This window comes from Nostoc sp. CCY0012 (genome assembly GCF_963920855.1).
Classification (GTDB): Bacteria; Cyanobacteriota; Cyanobacteriia; order Cyanobacteriales; family Nostocaceae; genus Cyanocohniella.
Window position 1 is genome coordinate 1 of sequence record NZ_CAWUDM010000113.1, and the last position, 17,647, is coordinate 17,647.

Here is a 17,647-nt window from a genome sequence, read left to right on the forward strand (position 1 = left end):
GAAACTTATCTTTTAATGGAGCGGTACACAGAAGCACTGCCAGACTTTGACCGTGTCATTGAACTTGACCCCAATTATCAATGGGCGATCGCACGTCGAGGCGAGACTTACCTTATGCTTAAGCAATACAATATTGCTCTTGCAAATTTCAATCGTGCTATTGAGTTAGATTCCGATAGTAATAGTGATTGGTATTTATACAATCGTACTTTAGTCTACTTAGCTCTTAACCTACTAGAAAATGCAAGAACCGACATAGAAATTGCCATCCAACTTGCTAACAATAAATACGAAGAAAATTCTCAAAACTGGTGTAACACTTTTAACTTAGCTCTTTATTGCTTGACTGCTCAGTATACTTCCAATGCGGAAGATTTATATCGCTATGCTCTTTCTCAAGGTGCTTCTTCAGAGAGCGTACGTGCTGCTATTCAAGACCTTAAAGACTTTTTAACTATCTTTCCTGATAATGTTCAGGCTCAATCTATGCGACAGTTATTGCAATCAGCATTAACAACCACTTAAACATCAATTCATCCAGTATTTGAAAACTGATGTAGTTCCCATAATTAGTGAGACTCTACTCACTCGAATGGAATATTTTTGTCTGAGAAAGTACCTAAATGCCACAGAGTAATTTCATCCTGATTACAATTAATCAGTATCTATCTGAATTTACTCATGGACAACTTTGTTTTTTACAACCCAGTGAAAATCCTGTTTGGCAAAGGTCAAATTGCTAACATTGCTGCGGAAATTCCTGCTGATGCCAAAATTTTGCTTACGTATGGTGGAGGTAGCATCAAAACTAACGGTGTTTATGAGCAAGTTAAGTCTGCGTTAACGGGATTTCAGGTAACTGAGTTTGGCGGAATTGAACCGAATCCCCATTTGGAAACTTTGTTAAAAGCAGTGGAGATAGTACGACAAGAAGGTATTAATTTTCTTCTGTCTGTGGGTGGAGGTTCGGTACTGGATGGAACTAAATTTATTGCGGCTGCGGCTCCCTTTGTGGGCGATCCTTGGGATATTTTGGCCAAACAATCACCTGTAACGGATGCTGTACCTTTTGGTGCTGTGTTGACTCTCCCAGCCACCGGTTCAGAAATGAACACCAACTCGGTTGTAACTAAATGGGAAACTCAAGAAAAACTATTTTTCGCCAGTCCTTTGGTGTTTCCCCGGTTTTCTGTTCTCGACCCAGAAACAACTTTTTCTTTACCGCCTCGACAAATCAGCAATGGTATTGTCGATGCTTACACCCATGTGATGGAACAATATTTGACTTATCCAGTGAATGCACCATTGCAAGACCGCATGGCTGAGTCAATTTTACAAACACTGATTGAGGAGGGGCCCAAAACCTTCGCCAATCCTCAAGATTATGATGCCAGAGCTAATGTCATGTGGTGTGCGACGATGGCACTCAATGGGTTAATTGGTGCCGGAGTTCCTCAAGATTGGGCTACTCACATGATTGGTCATGAGTTGACGGCGTTGCATGGTTTAGATCATGCTCAAACTTTGGCTATTGTCCTACCTAGTACTCTCACCATTAGGCGCGATCGCAAGTGGCAAAAGCTTTTACAATACGCTGAACGAGTTTGGAATATTACTGATGGTACAGAAGAAGCGCGAGTGAATGAGGCGATCGCTAAAACTCGTAACTTCTTCGAGTCTGTGGGTGTCCGCACTCGTTTATCTGACTACGGTGTCGGATTAGATACCATTCCTGTAATTATTGAGCGGTTTGAAAAGCGCGGTTTTGTCGCTTTGGGTGAACATCAAGATGTCAACTCTGAGGTGGTTGAGAAGATTCTCACTCTTTGTGCCTAAATTCGTCATCATATTTTTGAGCCTGCATATGCAGGCTTTGTTTCTAAAATCTATCTTTCATTCCCCGGATGCGGGCAAATGTTTGCACGGGATCGGTACTTTTAGCAGCTAATTGTAATGATGGTTGTTCCCAACGCAAAAAGGGATTGGTGTGTTTTTCTACTCCCAGTAACGAGGGAACAGTAGCTTCTTGACGATTACGGTAGTCCTTTACTTCCTGGTAGCGTTTTTGTAATTCAGCATTATCACTATCCACTGTGATGGCAAATTGCAAATTTTTCAAAGTGTATTCATGGGCGCACCATACACGGGTATTATCTGGCAGAGAGCGTAATTTACCCAAGGATGCCACCATTTGCGTCGGTGTTCCTTCAAATAAGCGACCACAACCGCCAGCAAACAGCGTATCGCCACAAAATAACTCGCCTGGTTCACTAGACGTTATAGGGGGAAAGTAGTAAGCAATATGAGCGCGGGTATGTCCAGGAACAAAGAACACTTCAGCGACGCGATCGCCAAACTCCACGCGATCGCCTTGTTGCAAAAATACCTGTTGTCCGGGAATCCTCCCTCGATCTTCCGCTCCACCGTACACTGTCAAATTGGGGAAATGTTGTATTAACTCCTTGTTTCCACCCACATGGTCGTTATGGTGGTGAGTATTGAAAATTGCCACTAACTCTGCTTTCAGTTGTGCAAGTTTTCTCAATACTGGTTCCGCTACTGCGGGGTCAACAACAGCAGCAATATTTTGTTGCTCATCATGTAGTAAAAATATGTAGTTGTCTGATAATGCTGCAATACGGATTACCTGCATTCCTTCTGCTTCCCTGCTCATGTACATATTTGGTATTTTTCAGTTATCCTGTAGTCCAGTAAGTCACTGAGCAACTTGCACAAGTTGTACCAAACTATCTATTTGTACCAAACTATCTATATTTTATTTATTATAGCTGTCATATTTCATGAAAAATGATAGTATACAACCGTACTTACACTGAAATCATCCAAAAACTCGTCAAAAGCCGTTTTGATTTATCAGTAAAATTTCTCTATGTAAAGGTGTAAATTAAAAGTTACATTTATTGTGGAAATTTTTGTTTAAAAATCAAAGTAATTACTTTTAATATTTTTTTATCAGCAACCGATTTCGCTTAAATATTTACTGGCGTAAATGATAATTATTCGTTTAAAAACCGTAAGTAATTTGATTAATTAATTTATTAGCAACTTTATCCTGAATTAAATTTTATAGTCAATATCAACCAAAGTAAAAAAATTGTGAGTTTACAGCAAAAAAGAACTCAATTAAAAGTCTCAATAATTGTCAGCGATCTATCAAGTGCTGGAGCCGGTAGATGGGGAGGCGGAGGTGTTCGTTCGTTTTTGCTAGCTCAAGCTCTCCAAAAACTTGATTATCAAGTAGAAATTGTCGGATTTGTTTTTGGTGATGAGCCAGCCGTAATTCCTCAATCAGAAATTCCGGTCAGTCATGTAATTGGCTATAACTATCCGCAATTTGTCCATTCAGCCTCTCAAGTTCTAAAAAAACTTAATGGTGATATTATTTATGCTATGCGACCGAAGCCAACAACCTTCGGTTTATCTATGTTAAAAAAGCTAAAAAATCATCGCCCAATTATTTTAGATATAGATGACTGGGAAATGAGTTGGCATGGTGGCGAAAAATGGCAGTATCGCCCCTCTCCTAAGCAAATTTTTAGAGATATTTTTAAAACAAATGGTGCTTTGAGATATCCAGATCATCCACTTTATTTAAAATGGGTTGAAGGCATGACACAAAATGCTGATGCTATTACAATTCATACCCAATTTTTAAAAGAGCGCTTTGGCGGTGTATATTTGCCCAATGGCAAAGATACTTATTTGTTTAATCCAGATTTGTATAATGCTGAAGAAAGTAGAGAGCGTTATGGGCTTTCGGAATATCGCATTTTAATGTTTCCCGGTGCGCCTAGACCCTACAAAGGAGTTGAAGATGTATTAATGGCTTTAGACCTGCTAAACGAGCCGGATTTAAGGTTGGTAATTGTCGGAGGCAGTCCTTATGACGATTATGATGCTCAACTTATGGAAAAATGGGGACATTGGATTATCAAGTTACCAAAATATCCATCCATAGAAATGCCTCAAATTGTGGCAGCAGCAGATGTGGTTGTGGTTCCACAGCGCAATACTCCAGCCGCTTTAGCTCAATTTCCTTTGAAATTAACTGATGGTATGGCCATGGCGAAACCTATTTTGGCAACCAGGGTAGGAGATATTCCCGAAATCCTCGGCGAAACAGGTTATTTAGTTGATTCTAGTTGTCCAGAACAAATAGCTGAAAAGATTAAATGGATATTCCAGAATTTAGATGAAGCACAAGCAAAAGGCCAAATGGCTAGAGACAGATGTGTTAAATATTATAGTGTTGATACTATGGCATCGACACTTTCTCAAGTTTTTTCACAACTGAAAAAATAAAAATGTTAGCCAAATTAGGGAATTTTCATTTGAAAATCAAAAACTAAATCTTGAGTACGCGCCAATTTGCCAAGGTTAATTATAAATTATGTCTACTCTTAATCAACTAGTAAAATTCACTAAACCTTATCCAGGTAGAATCTTCTTAACAATAGTATTGGGCTTTTCTGGCGCTTTATTTAATGGCATCAGTACAGCAATGATTGTGCCAATAGTTTTAAAAATCGTAGGGCAAGAAATAGATTTAACTAATGCGCCGCCCATTATTAGAGCTATTATGTCGCCATTTGATAATTTTCCTGAAAGTTATCGTTTGGTAATGATGGCGGGAGCAATTATATTTATAATTTTTTTAAAAAATGCCTTTAGCTACGCCAGTAGTTTGGCATCTAGTTCTGTATCTCGGACACTCACCTCAGATATGCGTAAAGCCGGGATCAATTTATTATTAGATATTGATCTTAATTATTATACCAAGATGAAACTTGGCGATTTAATGAATCGCCTAAATGGAGAGATTCCCCGTGCAGCTACTTCTATAAATAATATAATTAAATTAATTATTCTTGTAATTACAATTTTAGTTTTTATATTTATTTTATTATCAATATCTTGGCAATTAACGATTATTTCCACGGTTTTACTAGTTTTTGTCACTTTAGTAAATCAGTTTGCCATTAGTCGTTCTAAATATTTTGGTAAAGTGCTGACCGAAATGTCTAAAACGCTCACCAATACTCTGATAGAAACTTTGACTGGTATTCGCCTAGTTAAAGCAACTGCTAATGAAGACTTAACATATCAAAAAATTAAGGAATTAATTGATGAGCGCGAAACAGCAGAATTTAAGTCTCAGGTTAATTCCAATATCATTGCACCAATTAGTGAAGTTGCTGGACTCATATCTTTAATTTTGATTGTCTTTATAGGACGAATATTATTTTCCGATCAAGTTGCTTCGCTTTCAGCCGTTCTGTTGACATATTTATTAGTACTTTTGCGGTTGCTACCTTTTGTATCGCAGTTAAATACTCTTCGCAGTAGCTTTGCGAATAACTCAGCTAGTGTGGATATGGTGGCTGAGTTTTTACAGCGGCATAATAAGCCATTCATGGGCAACGGTAATTTATCTTACACAAAATTACAAGAAGGAGTACATTTTAATAATCTATCTTTTGCATATCCTAATCATGATAAGTTGGTGCTGAAGGATGTAGATTTATACTTACCACGAGGTACTACTCTAGCTTTGGTAGGCAGTTCAGGTGCCGGTAAATCCACCCTAGCTGATCTTTTGCCCAGATTTTATGACCCCGTATCTGGCTACATTGCTATCGATGGGGTTGATATCCGCGAATTTAATATTAAAACTCTGCGTAAAGCGATGGGTATCGTTAGTCAAGATACCTTTTTGTTCAATGAGTCGGTAAAACATAACATCGCCTATGGCAAACCCGGTGCTAGCGAAGAAGAAATTATTACCGCCAGCAAGCGGGCAAATGCCTATGAATTTATTAGCAAATTGCCCCAGGGTTTTGACACCATGATAGGCGATCGCGGGGTCATGTTATCTGGAGGACAGCGCCAACGGTTAGCCATAGCACGGGCTTTACTCCAAGATCCCGAAATTCTGATTTTAGATGAAGCTACCTCCGCCTTAGATACTGTTTCTGAGCGTTTAGTGCAATCAGCTATCGATGATTTAAGCCGCGATCGCACAACCTTAGTAATTGCCCACCGCCTTTCTACCGTCCAAAAAGCTCATCAAATTGCCGTATTTGATCAAGGAAGTGTAGTAGAACTAGGAACCCATGAAGAACTTTTACAAAAAGGTGGTTACTACTCACGTCTCTACACAATGCAATTTGGCGAACAGGTAGAACCTTCCACTAAATCTCATCAATCTTTCATTCGGATTTCTTACGAAATTCGCACACGATTGAACTCCATCATCGGTTGCCTAAGATTATTGGCTGATGGGATGGTAGATGATGCCCAAGAACGTCAAGAATTACTGAATGAATCTTACAAGTCAACATTAAGGATTATCACAAACGTTGAGGTTTTTCAGGAAACTTTTCAATCCCAAAATAACTTACAACCATCTTTCTTGATAGGCAAAAATTATAGTATTCAGGAGCATGATGAAAGTTTTATCCAAATGTTTGATGAACTTCAAAGAAAACTCAATAATATGGTTGCTACCTTAGTTTTGTTAGCCGATAATTTAACAGATAATGCCCAAGAAGAAGATGAATTAATTGCTAATTGCTATAATCTATCTATTTATCTTCTAGATAAAGTAGAAAGTCTGGAAAAAATTCAAGTGTAAAACCATATTTAATTAGAACTAATTAAATTAGTCATCGGATAAAATATAAAATTGTTTTTATAAACTAAGAATTTTATTGACGATTATAGATGGTAATCGCTAATATAAAATATCACACAACTAAATAAAATATTTAATTATGAAAAAGATAGCTATTTATTACCCATATTTTATGGGTGGCGGTGCAGAGGCAGTAGGATTATGGATAATTCAAGCATTAAAGGATAAATACGATCTAACTTTATTTACTCTGGGAGATATTGAAATTGAGAAACTCAATTCTATGTATGGAACCAGTATATCAAATGAGGATCTAAAAATTAAAAAGATATTGCCAAAGTTCCTGGCGGTATTTTGTTATTTCATGATGGTAAAAAACAAAGATGCCAGAATGTTATTTTTTCATTTTTTAATTCGGATTTTTAAGGAAAATAGCCAGAAATATGACCTAGTAATGTCTGGATATAATGCAATGGATATGGGTAAAGTAGGAATCCAATATATACATTGGGTAAAAGTTCTCGAAGGTAAAGATTTTCATAGAAAAGTCTCAAATTTTTCCCAAGAACAGCTAACCCAGAATATCTCCATAGCCAATTCTGATTGTGTCGCAGAGGCAGTAAAAAGACATTATGGTGTTAATGCCAAGGTAGTCTATCCTCCTGTTGTCATAGATCCGCCAAATATACCTTGGGTTGAGAAAGAAAATGCCTTTATCTGTAGTGGTAGAATTGTCCAACCCAAACAGCCCCACAAAGTTATCAAAATTCTCCAATTGGTTCGTGAGCAAGGATTTGATATTAAACTATATATCACAGGTGGCGGTGGGGGAATTTATGAATGGCAATATACTAATTTAATCAAAAAGCTAGTAGCCGAAAACTCTTCTTGGATTACCTTATATGATAATCTTCCCTATCAAGAATATATTAAAGTTTTAGCGAAATGCAAGTATGGCATTCACTACAAAAAAGAACCTTTTGGTATCTCTATTGCGGAAATGGTCAAAGCTGGTGCTATTCCTTTTGTAAGAAATGAAGGTGGACAGGTTGAAATTGTTGGTCACGATAATGAAGAGTTATTTTTTGATACCGAAGCAGAAGCTGTTGAAAAAATTATTAATGTCTTAAAAGATGCGGCTATTCAAAATCAACTAATTCAATCCTTGAATACTCAAAAATATTTATTTTCCACCCAGAGATTTATGTCAGAAATGAATGATGTTGTCAGTACTTACTTTGATGCCCAAGTGGAAATACCCGCTTGTTGATGTATGTGCTTGATTGCTCAACTAACACATTTTAGTCGAAACTCTTAAATATTTTATGACAAAACAATACTATATTAGGTTGAAAAAATAGAAGAAAATGAAATCAATTATTAATTACCATGTAATTGATCCCACTAATATCGGAGATTTATTTTCTGCACCTACGAAATATTTTTCCTTTCCTGGATATACTGTTGAACAAGCTGATATTCGGACAATTAACGTTGATGAAATCAGAGATAAACATATTATTGTGGGTGGAGGAGGACTTTTATACTCTCCATTCTTAGATTCGTTTGCAAAACTTATTGAATCAAAAGCACATACCAAGTTAATCGCTTGGGGAATTGGTCAGCAAGCTTATGGTACTTCGGGCAAAATTCAGAAATTGGAGAATTTTGACTATTCTCAATATCTGAAAAATTTTGATTTAGTGGGTATTCGTGATTTTAATCATAAATATAATTGGGTTCCTTGTTCTAGTTGTATGCACCCAGGATTTGATAAAAAGCGCGAAATTAAACATGAATTTGTAGTTTTTTCACATAAAAAATTTCAGATTAAAATTGGTGATTTTCCCCATTTGACTAACAATAACCAAGATATCGAAGAAATTTTAGATTTTCTCGGTTCAGGTGAAACTATATTAACTAGTTCTTATCATGGGGCATACTGGGGTACATTACTTGGTAGAAGAGTGTTATCTTTTCCTTTTAGTAGCAAATTTAGTACGCTCAAACATCCTACCGGTATCTTCCCTATTCAAAAGTGGTTTCAGAATAAATTCAAGCTGTCAATTTTTAATAGAACATTGCTAGAAATCCATTATAAAAATAAATTCTCTTGTAAAATTGACAATTGGCAACATTATCTCAAAGACTGTAAATCTTATCCTGAAAGCCTGAGTGAAAATCGTGAACGTAATCATTGGTATTACTCTCAGATATTAGATACCTTAGCTGATACATGAATTTAAAAATAAATAATTATATGAAAAATGCTACTTTAAAGAAACACTATATATTTTTTATTCAAGGAGAGTTACCAAAAGCCGAAGCTCACTTAGTGCAATCAACCAATGCAGCTAACGGGGCAGCAAATTTAGGTTATTCTACAGTTTTGGTATACCTTAATAAAAAATTGGAAGCTATTAACCCAGTTAATTTAACTCTTCCTTTTCGACCCAGAAAAGCACCAGAAGAAATTATTAAATATTATAACTTGCAAGATAAATTAAAAGTGGCTCCCTTACCGATGCCTTGGCCAATTGATCATCTTAAAAGTAAATTTACTAACTCTAATACTATTGCCGCAAAATATTATTTTCCAGTGCATATATTTCCTCAGACAAAGCTAGTTCATAGCCGTAATTGGAATTTAATCAAAACAGCAATTAAAAATGGGATTCCGGCAATTTATGAACATCACCATCACGAAGATAAACAATTTGAGCCGGAAATTGTCAAAAGCCCATTTTTTAAACTTGCTATCACCGTTGTCGATACTATTCGTGAAAGTATGATTAAGAACGGTATGCCATCAGAAAAAGTTATTACTTTACATAATGGGTTCAATCGCTCTTTTATGATTAGACAGCCAGAAAAAGTAGCAGCATGGCGCGAAAAACTGTTAATTAATGGCCGCTCACAATTAGTAGTATATGCAGGAGCATTACAAAAATTTAAAGGTATTGATGTCCTGATTGATGTTGCAGCGCAAATGCCAAATGTACAATTTGCTTGTGCCGGTGGTAAGTCAACAGAAGTAGCACATTATCAGCAATTAGCTAAAGAAAAGCAGGTAGATAATATTATATTTCTAGGCTATGTCTTACATGAACAGTTAGCATCTTTACTGCAAGCCGCCGATATTTTAGCTCACCCTCATTGTTCTGGGAAGGCGGCAACTTTTACATCTCCCTTGAAATTATTTGATTACTTAGCATCAGGAAATCCCATTGTAGCCACAGAAATTCCTTCATTAAAGGAATTTAAAAATACTCCAGCTATCGCCGCTTGGTGTGAGCCAGATAACCCAACTAAATTTGCCGAATGTTTACAACAAATTTTAGTAACTCGCCCCAGAAAAGTAGAAGGTTATGCAGATATCATCGAATATGTACAGCAGTTTTCTTGGGAAAATCGTGCAGCCAAAATTTTGAGTTATGTTGATGAATCACTACATCCGCAAATTATCTCTTAAGATGAATCATACAATATAAATCAGATGAATATAAAAACTGTTGGCATGATTAGTAGCTATGGCGCTCTGGAAAAAAGGGGTGATTGGCTGTGGCAACAAACCCCCCATCAATTTGGCATTTGGGACAATATTCAAATGCAAGCGCTGGCATCAAAACCAGATTTTTTACTGATGTATCAGTTCGACTTTCCCAAACCTCCCAGTCAGAAGTCCTGGTTAGATAATCTTCGTAAACGGCAACAAAAACCCCAATTAAACATTGACTCTTTACTTCGAGGAGTAAGCAAGGAAAGAATAATTTATTTGTTGCGAGAACCACCATTAACTGAGGTTGTAGATAGAAATAAACGCAATTACCAAGACGCACAAAAGTATTCTGGTTATGTTTCCGGCCCTGATGATTTTGCTCCTGTTCCTGACTATATGCCCGCGATTTGGTATCATAATAACTCGTTTCGGGAATTAAATGAAATGCCACCACCTGAAAAAGTTGCAACCTGTAGTTGGATTACTTCAGGAATTAATCGCACCGCTAACCATCGCCAGAGATTAGATTTTTTACAGTCCTTACAATCTAGTGACATTAAATTTGATTTGTATGGGCGTGATTTACCAAACTGGGCTAGAAAATCGGGAGAATTGGGTAACAAATGGTATGGAATGGCACCTTATTATTACAATTTGTCTATTGAAAATTATGCGGATAATAATTGGTATGTCAGCGAAAAATTATGGGATGCTTTGTTAGCTTGGTGTTTACCTATTTACTATGGTGGGCCAGCAGCCGATAAATTACTACCACCGGGGAGTTTTTTGCGGTTACCCAGTTTAGATGAAAAAGGTATTGCCTATATTCAGGAAGTGACTGCTACTCCTGATGCTTGGTATGCTGCTAAAGATGCGATCGCAGAAGCTAGACAAATTATATTACATAAGTTAAACCTGCTGAATTGGCTTTCTGAATTTGTCACTAAAGTCTCTTAGATTCGATGGTTACAATGTTTATTTTAAAATTTTGAACTGTATATGGATGGTATTTGTACTCTCGCTAACGACATTGTTTATGAACAAGTTGTTGCTTTACTCAACAGCATAGAAGCAATTTATGGGCAAGAAATGCCAGTTTGCATCTATCCTTATGACGACAACACTGCAAAAATTACTGCGGAAATTGCTCATCGCCCCCAAGTGCAACTGTACGATGATCGAGAGTCGATTCAGCGATGGGATGAGTTTGTTTGCCAGATTTGGGATGCACATCCCATCGCCCAAGAAAAGTGGTTAAAGTTAGGTAAGGACAAATATTATCGAGTTGGTACTCATAGACGTTATGGCGCTTTTGATGGGCCTTTCGACCGTTTCGTTTATATGGATGCTGATACTTTATTAATGAGTCCATTAACGGAAATTTTTAATAAATTAAATGATTATGATTGGGTAGTATATGACTTTCAATATACTGATTTATCTCACGTTTATGATAAATCATCTGCGAAATTAGCAGAAATATTTACACCCCAAGAACTGGAAACAAAAATATTTTGTTCTGGTTTTTATGGTTCCAAAAAAGGTGTGTTTGATGTCAAGCTGCGAGAATCATTACTAGAAAAACTCCGCCAAGGAGAAGCCCAAATTCTCTATGATATGGCGCCTGACCAAACTATTCTCAACTATATGGTAATGCGTTCGGGTATTTATAGCTATAACTTGGCTCTGGAACTTCCTGAATCTCAAAAAACCGGCTGTTGTGTAACTTCTGAGCATTTTGCAGCCCAAAACAACATTCTCTACGATCAAGGCAATAAACTGACATACATACATTATATTGGCTTATCTTCTAAGCTGTTTAATAAAGTGTGTGCAGGAGAAAATATTGATTTTCCTTATCGTGATATTTTCTTACATTATCGCTATTTGCATGAACCAGATAAGCGACCAAAATTCACCACTAAACCCAAGGTTTATAACGCCCCTCCCAGTTTGACAACAAAAGTACTGAAAAAATTAGGATTAGCAGGTAGAGGTAAATAAAATGAGTCGCGGAATTTATATTATTGCTAATGACAAAGTGACAGATCATGCCATCGCCTTACTTAATAGTATTAGGTTGCATGATGCAGATACACCAATTGTGATGATTCCTTATGATGAAAATTATCACAAAATTGCCGACACTCTCAATAAATATTATGGAGTGAAAGTTTACGAAGATTTAGATTTTATTGACCGACTTTCCCAGAATCTACATAAAACCTTTGGCGGGCAATTTTTCGCCCGTCCTAATCAATTTCGCAAGCAGGCTTGTTGGTTTGGCCCGTTTGATGAATTTTTGTATATTGATACAGATATAGTTGTCTTTGAAAAGATTATTGATAATCTAAATTATCTAGCTGAATCAGATTTTATTTGTTGTGACTATCAACATTTAGGCGGAATCAAAAATGTTTTTAGTTCCCAAGTGTTAGAAGATAAAATATTTACTGAAGCTGAAGTCAAAGAGATTTTTAATGGTGGTTTTTGGGGTTCCAAGAAAAACCTAGTCTCGGAAAATGATTTATACGAAACCTTTACCGAATGTGCTAACCATCCAGAATACTTTGACTTTTCCGAAAAGACTTCTGACCAACCAATCATCAATTATATGTTGCTCAAGCGGATTCCGCGCCGCTTTAATGTAGTGAGGAGAACAGGTAAAGCTCCGGGAAATTGGGCAGGAACTCCCCATTTTCAGGCAAAAGACCATATTTTATTCGACCCGACAGTTAACCAGGCTCTACAATATCTGCACTGGGCGGGTATTCGCATTCAACCTGGTTGTCCTTACTGGGATATTTGGGAACATTATCGTAATTTGAATCCAGCGTTACCTGCGGCAAATATACCAGCACCTGTGCAAAAAACTCAGTTGCAAGCAAGTTTAGATAAAGTGAAAACGCAAGTCCGAAAAATTCAAAAAGGTGTTTTCAGCGACTAATTACCTTGATTTGCAGCCATTAGCGATCGCACCTGGATTTTTTCATCACCAAATAGTTGCGATCGCACCCGACGATTCGCTAGGATCTGTAAGCTTTAGAGTATCAGCCAAGCTGCTTGGGGTACAGCCACACTCATGTGAGGTATGCTGCTGAAGCCCAAGTTAATCAGATTTTACAGGAAAAACCAAAACAATGGCGAAACGCGTGCAGTTAGTTTTAAATCAAGATATTAGCAAGCTGGGAAAATCCGGCGACTTAGTAGATGTAGCTCCCGGCTATGCTCGTAATTATCTCATTCCTCAAAAATTGGCAACCCATGCCACTCCCGGTATTCTCAAGCAAGTAGAACGCCGTCGGGAACAAGAACGTCAACGGCAATTAGAACTGCGTCAACAAGCTTTAGAACAAAAAGCAGCTTTAGAAAAAATTGGCAGCTTGCAAATTGCCAAGCCCCTGGGTGAAAACGAAGCGATTTTTGGTACAGTCACTACTCAAGACGTTGCAGAAGCAATTCAAGCAGCTACCAGCCAAGAAATTGATCGGCGGGGGATTACCATTCCCGATATTAACCACCTTGGTACTTACAAAGCTGAAGTTAAGCTGCATTCTGATGTCACAGCACAAGTTGATATTGAAGTTGTAGCCAGCTAAGGCCGCTGCCTTGGAAGTCAAAAGTTAAAAATCAAAAGTCAAAAATATTTTATTTTGGGCTTTTGAACTATTTGCAGGGGTATCCCTATTCCTGATGAACTTAAGCCTGCCTATGCAGGCTCAAAACCTACAATGTAGGGAGTGGGGAGTGGGGAGTGGGGAGTAGGGAAGAAGATAGTTTATGAACAAAAAATTGGCTACAGCATTTTCCCCTAGATTTTGGACTATAAGGGAATAGTGAACCCAACAGCAAATCCCAAATCTCCCCATTGACATCGCTTATGGCTGAAGTACTGAGTTTTCAAGGTGATGGTAGCGATCGCCTACCACCCCAAAATATTGAAGCAGAAGAAGCGATTTTGGGTGGTATTTTACTAGATCCAGAAGCCGTTGGTCGAGTGAGCGATCGCCTGGTGGCAGAAGCATTTTACATTAGCGCTCATAAAGAGATATATCAAGCAGCACTGCGCCTGCACGCTCAAGGTAAACCGACAGACTTGCTTGCAGTTACCAGTTGGCTAACCGATAACGATATATTAGCCCGTATTGGTGGCAGAAATAAATTAGCTACTCTCGTAGACCGCACAGTGTCGGCTGTTAACATCGATGCCTTAGCAGGGTTGGTCATGGAAAAATACCTGCGACGGCAATTAATTAAAGCTGGTAATGAAATTGTCCATCTTGGTTACGAAACAGAAAAAGATTTACCCATAGTTCTCGACCAAGCCGAACAGAAGGTTTTCGGTGTCACTCAAGAACGTCCCCAATCAGGCTTAGTTCACATTTCAGATACTCTAATTAATACCTTCCAAGAAATTGAAACTCGACATCAAGGCATTGCCCTTCCGGGGATTCCCTGTGGCTTTTATGATTTAGATTCCATGACCAGTGGCTTCCAGCGTTCTGATTTAATTATCATCGCTGGCAGGCCATCAATGGGAAAAACAGCATTTTGTCTCAACTTAGCCCACAACATCGCCGCCGGGTATAAATTACCAGTTGCAGTGTTTAGCTTAGAAATGTCCAAAGAACAGCTAGTCCAGAGGCTATTAGCTAGCGAAGCCGGAATTGAATCAGGTTATCTCCGTAGTGGACGCATCAGTCAAACCCAGTGGGAACCCTTAAGCCGGGCCATTGGGATGCTTTCGGAAATGCCCATATTTATTGACGACACCCCAAATATTACCGTTACCCAAATGCGGAGTCAAGCCAGGCGACTGCAAGCAGAACAAGGTATGGAACTGGGATTAGTCGTGATAGATTACCTGCAATTAATGGAAGGTGGCGGTGATAATCGTGTGCAGGAATTATCTAAAATTACCCGTTCTCTTAAAGGTTTAGCCCGTGAATTATCTGTACCTGTGATTGCTTTATCTCAGTTAAGCCGGGGAGTAGAAGCACGCACCAACAAGCGCCCCATGTTGTCTGATTTACGCGAAAGTGGAAGTATTGAGCAAGACGCAGATTTGGTCATCATGTTATACCGCGATGACTACTATAACAGCGATACTCCCGATCGCGGCGTAGCAGAAGTCATCGTAGCCAAACATCGTAACGGCCCCACAGGCACAGTAAAACTGTTATTCGATCCGCAGTTTACAAAATTTAAAAACCTAGCTAGACAAGGCAATTTTTAATAACTCCCCAGTCGCCAATCCCCATCAATTCCCTGTATAATCACTGAAAACAGCAGTAATATTAAGCTGTTTTCAGCTAAATTGTCATGAAACTGAATTTAAAGAAGTTTTTTCAGGCTTGCAACCCTAGTAAAACACTGGTAGCAAGCAAAGCTGAAGACCGACTGTATTATATTGATTTTTCTCAGGTACGTGGTGCCAAAATTATAGAAGAACTAGGGCGGACTATTACCCGTCTTTCACCTGATGAACCTACCTGCCAATTATTTACTGGACATATAGGTTGTGGTAAATCTACTGAGTTGCTGCGACTCAAAGCCGAGTTAGAACGCCAGGGATTTCATGTGGTTTATTTTGAATCTAGCCAAAGTCTAGATATGGCAGATGTGGATATTACAGATATTTTATTAGCTGTTGCCCGTGAAGTCAGCCAAAGTCTAGAAGCAATTACAATTAACCTTAAACCGGGATATTTTCAAACTTTATTTAAGGAAATCGTCGATTTTTTACAAACACCGCTAGATATTGGGGTAGAAGCAGAGTTATCTGTGGGTATTGCCAAAATTACAGCCAAAACTAAAGATAGTCCGAAACTGCGATCGCATCTGCGACAATATTTAGAACCACGCACTAACGGTATTTTAGAATCGATTAACCAAGAATTGCTCAAACCTGCCATTGAAAAACTCAAGCAGCAAGGTAAAGAAGGGCTGGTAGTCATAGTTGATAACCTTGACCGCATAGATAATTCTTTAAAGCCAGGGGGTGCTTATTACCAGCCAGAATATCTGTTTGTGGAACGTGGCGAACAGTTAAATCAGCTAAATTGTCATGTAGTCTACACAATTCCCCTAGTGTTAATTTTTTCTAACGCTTTAGGTAGATTGACAAATCGGTTTGGAGTAGATCCCAAAGTTTTACCAATGGTTCCGGTGAAGTCACCCGATGGCGCTGACTTTCTCCCAGGAATTACATTGCTGCAACAGATGGTGATGGCGAGAGCCTTTCCTGGTGTCAGTTGGGAGCAAAGCCAAGATTTAATTACAGAAGTGTTTCAAGAAGCTGATAGTTTAGAGCGACTTTGCAAAGTTAGCGGTGGTCATTTGCGTAACTTGTTGATGTTATTATATCGCTGTCTGCAACAAGAAGACCCTCCATTGTCGCGTCAGTGTGTAGAAAGAGTAATTAAACAACGGTGTAATGAGCTAAGTTTGGCTATTACTGATGATGAGTGGGAATTACTCAGTGAGGTAACTAAATGCAAAAGCTTTAGAGGTGATGAAAAATACGAACTTTTGCTCCGCAGTATGTTTGTATTTGAATATCGAGATGAGGATGGCTCTTGGTTTGATATCAATCCGATTTTAGCTGCTGCTAAAGAACTTGGGTGATTTTTTATCCCCAGATTCCTCTGTTGGTGTAGGTTGGGTTAAGCGCAGCGCAACCCAACATTGATCTCAAAAACTTAACATAGATATTGGTGTTGGGTTTCCTTACGTCAACCCAACCTACATTTTTTTACAACTTAAGATTTTAATTACGAATTACGAATTACGAATTATATGAGTCAGCATGAGCCGGAAAATTTAGAGCTTGATAATGAGGAATCATTGCAAACTCTAGTCAGAGCTATTACCCTGGCTGGAGGTGAATTTTCGCTGATTTTATTGCGTTGCAATTATGCAACTTTGCGTCAGCGGATGGTTGAACGGCTACATCAATTATCTCCTGTAAATATCCGCGAAATTACTTTACCCGCATCTGTCAAAACCCTTTACACCGCTATTAAAGAACAACTGGGAAATGAACAGCCACCAGCTTTAATAGTTTTTGGCTTAGAAACAGTTAAAAATATTGATACAGTTTTGACTGCGGCTAACCAAGTGCGGGAGGAATTTAAAAAACAATTTCCTTTCCCGATTTTGTTGTGGGTGAATGATTTAACTCTGCAAAAATTTATTCGCCGAGCCGCAGATTTAGAAAATTGGGCGAGTACTATTGAGTTTGCAACTTCTACACCTGATTTATTTAATTTATTGCAGCAAAAAACTGATGAAATATTTACTGGTGATGTGGTTCCCTCGGTGCAAGTTTGTCGGGAATTAACAACTGCTCATCAGGAATTACAAGCACGTGGTGAAGTTGTAAATTCCGCCATGACTGCTAGTTTAGAATTTGTCTTGGGTTTTCATGACTATCTTTATGCTTAGTGGTGCAGAAAACTTTTTGGAGTCTCAAGTTGAAAAAACAGTAACAC

15 protein-coding genes are annotated in these 17,647 nt (G+C 38.2%); 14 read left to right on the top strand and 1 reads right to left on the bottom strand.

The window, feature by feature from the left end; genetic code table 11:
• Both ACM0OS_RS23845 and ACM0OS_RS23850 read left to right on the top strand, forming a co-directional pair.
• Nucleotides 1-525 (top strand): tetratricopeptide repeat protein (locus ACM0OS_RS23845; protein ID WP_414545659.1); only part of this gene is annotated, 525 nt, incomplete at its 5' end.
• 156 nt (nt 526-681) lie between these two features.
• Nucleotides 682-1,836 (top strand): iron-containing alcohol dehydrogenase, encoded by a 1,155-nt coding sequence (locus tag ACM0OS_RS23850; RefSeq protein ID WP_414545660.1) that lies wholly within the window; start codon nt 682-684, stop codon nt 1,834-1,836.
• 43 nt (nt 1,837-1,879) lie between these two features.
• On the opposite strand, the gene gloB is transcribed toward ACM0OS_RS23850, so the two are convergent.
• Nucleotides 1,880-2,653 (bottom strand): hydroxyacylglutathione hydrolase, encoded by a 774-nt coding sequence (gloB, locus tag ACM0OS_RS23855; RefSeq protein WP_414545673.1) that lies wholly within the window; start codon nt 2,651-2,653, stop codon nt 1,880-1,882.
• Between the two features lie 464 nt (nt 2,654-3,117).
• Here gloB and ACM0OS_RS23860 point away from each other — a divergent pair, with 464 nt between their 5' ends.
• From ACM0OS_RS23860 to ACM0OS_RS23915, 12 genes are all read left to right on the top strand, one after another.
• Nucleotides 3,118-4,323, top strand: coding sequence for a glycosyltransferase family 4 protein (locus tag ACM0OS_RS23860; protein WP_414545661.1), 1,206 nt, complete (start codon nt 3,118-3,120; stop codon nt 4,321-4,323).
• A gap of 88 nt (nt 4,324-4,411) precedes the next feature.
• Entirely contained in the window at nt 4,412-6,655 is a 2,244-nt protein-coding gene (locus ACM0OS_RS23865; protein ID WP_414545662.1) for an ATP-binding cassette domain-containing protein, read from the top strand.
• A 139-nt stretch (nt 6,656-6,794) separates the two neighbouring features.
• On the top strand, nt 6,795-7,925 hold the full coding sequence (locus tag ACM0OS_RS23870) for a glycosyltransferase (RefSeq protein WP_414545663.1): 1,131 nt from the start codon (nt 6,795-6,797) through the stop codon (nt 7,923-7,925).
• 97 nt (nt 7,926-8,022) lie between these two features.
• A complete protein-coding gene (locus tag ACM0OS_RS23875; protein ID WP_414545664.1) occupies nt 8,023-8,895 on the top strand; it encodes a hypothetical protein in 873 nt (290 codons plus the stop codon).
• A gap of 20 nt (nt 8,896-8,915) precedes the next feature.
• Nucleotides 8,916-10,127 carry a glycosyltransferase family 4 protein gene (locus ACM0OS_RS23880; RefSeq protein ID WP_414545665.1) on the top strand — a complete coding sequence of 404 codons (1,212 nt, stop codon included), beginning with the start codon at nt 8,916-8,918 and terminating at the stop codon, nt 10,125-10,127.
• 24 nt (nt 10,128-10,151) lie between these two features.
• A complete protein-coding gene (locus ACM0OS_RS23885; RefSeq protein WP_414545666.1) occupies nt 10,152-11,111 on the top strand; it encodes a glycosyltransferase family 10 domain-containing protein in 960 nt (319 codons plus the stop codon).
• Between the two features lie 42 nt (nt 11,112-11,153).
• Nucleotides 11,154-12,158, top strand: coding sequence for an Npun_R2821/Npun_R2822 family protein (locus tag ACM0OS_RS23890; RefSeq protein WP_414545667.1), 1,005 nt, complete (start codon nt 11,154-11,156; stop codon nt 12,156-12,158).
• A 1-nt stretch (nt 12,159) separates the two neighbouring features.
• Nucleotides 12,160-13,101: an Npun_R2821/Npun_R2822 family protein gene (locus ACM0OS_RS23895; RefSeq protein ID WP_414545668.1), complete on the top strand. Its 942-nt coding sequence runs from the start codon at nt 12,160-12,162 to the stop codon at nt 13,099-13,101.
• Nucleotides 13,102-13,294: 193 nt separating this feature from the next.
• A complete protein-coding gene (gene rplI, locus ACM0OS_RS23900; RefSeq protein ID WP_414545669.1) occupies nt 13,295-13,753 on the top strand; it encodes a 50S ribosomal protein L9 in 459 nt (152 codons plus the stop codon).
• Between the two features lie 281 nt (nt 13,754-14,034).
• Entirely contained in the window at nt 14,035-15,390 is a 1,356-nt protein-coding gene (gene dnaB / locus ACM0OS_RS23905) for a replicative DNA helicase (RefSeq protein ID WP_414545670.1), read from the top strand.
• Nucleotides 15,391-15,476: 86 nt separating this feature from the next.
• A complete protein-coding gene (locus ACM0OS_RS23910) occupies nt 15,477-16,781 on the top strand; it encodes a P-loop NTPase fold protein (RefSeq protein ID WP_414545671.1) in 1,305 nt (434 codons plus the stop codon).
• Nucleotides 16,782-16,952: 171 nt separating this feature from the next.
• Nucleotides 16,953-17,600, top strand: a complete 648-nt coding sequence (locus tag ACM0OS_RS23915) for a hypothetical protein (protein ID WP_414545672.1) — start codon at nt 16,953-16,955, stop codon at nt 17,598-17,600.
• Nucleotides 17,601-17,647: the final 47 nt, after the last annotated feature.

Bases quoted from the DNA above. Each gene is read 5' to 3' on its own strand.
- ACM0OS_RS23850 (WP_414545660.1), top strand. From the start codon at position 682: ATGGACAACTTTGTTTTTTACAACCCAGTGAAAATCCTGTTTGGCAAA.
- gloB (WP_414545673.1), bottom strand. From the start codon at position 2,653: ATGCAGGTAATCCGTATTGCAGCATTATCAGACAACTACATATTTTTA.
- ACM0OS_RS23865 (WP_414545662.1), top strand. From the start codon at position 4,412: ATGTCTACTCTTAATCAACTAGTAAAATTCACTAAACCTTATCCAGGT.
- ACM0OS_RS23870 (WP_414545663.1), top strand. From the start codon at position 6,795: ATGAAAAAGATAGCTATTTATTACCCATATTTTATGGGTGGCGGTGCA.
- ACM0OS_RS23875 (WP_414545664.1), top strand. From the start codon at position 8,023: ATGAAATCAATTATTAATTACCATGTAATTGATCCCACTAATATCGGA.
- ACM0OS_RS23880 (WP_414545665.1), top strand. From the start codon at position 8,916: ATGAAAAATGCTACTTTAAAGAAACACTATATATTTTTTATTCAAGGA.
- ACM0OS_RS23885 (WP_414545666.1), top strand. From the start codon at position 10,152: ATGAATATAAAAACTGTTGGCATGATTAGTAGCTATGGCGCTCTGGAA.
- ACM0OS_RS23890 (WP_414545667.1), top strand. From the start codon at position 11,154: ATGGATGGTATTTGTACTCTCGCTAACGACATTGTTTATGAACAAGTT.
- ACM0OS_RS23895 (WP_414545668.1), top strand. From the start codon at position 12,160: ATGAGTCGCGGAATTTATATTATTGCTAATGACAAAGTGACAGATCAT.
- rplI (WP_414545669.1), top strand. From the start codon at position 13,295: ATGGCGAAACGCGTGCAGTTAGTTTTAAATCAAGATATTAGCAAGCTG.
- dnaB (WP_414545670.1), top strand. From the start codon at position 14,035: ATGGCTGAAGTACTGAGTTTTCAAGGTGATGGTAGCGATCGCCTACCA.
- ACM0OS_RS23910 (WP_414545671.1), top strand. From the start codon at position 15,477: ATGAAACTGAATTTAAAGAAGTTTTTTCAGGCTTGCAACCCTAGTAAA.
- ACM0OS_RS23915 (WP_414545672.1), top strand. From the start codon at position 16,953: ATGAGTCAGCATGAGCCGGAAAATTTAGAGCTTGATAATGAGGAATCA.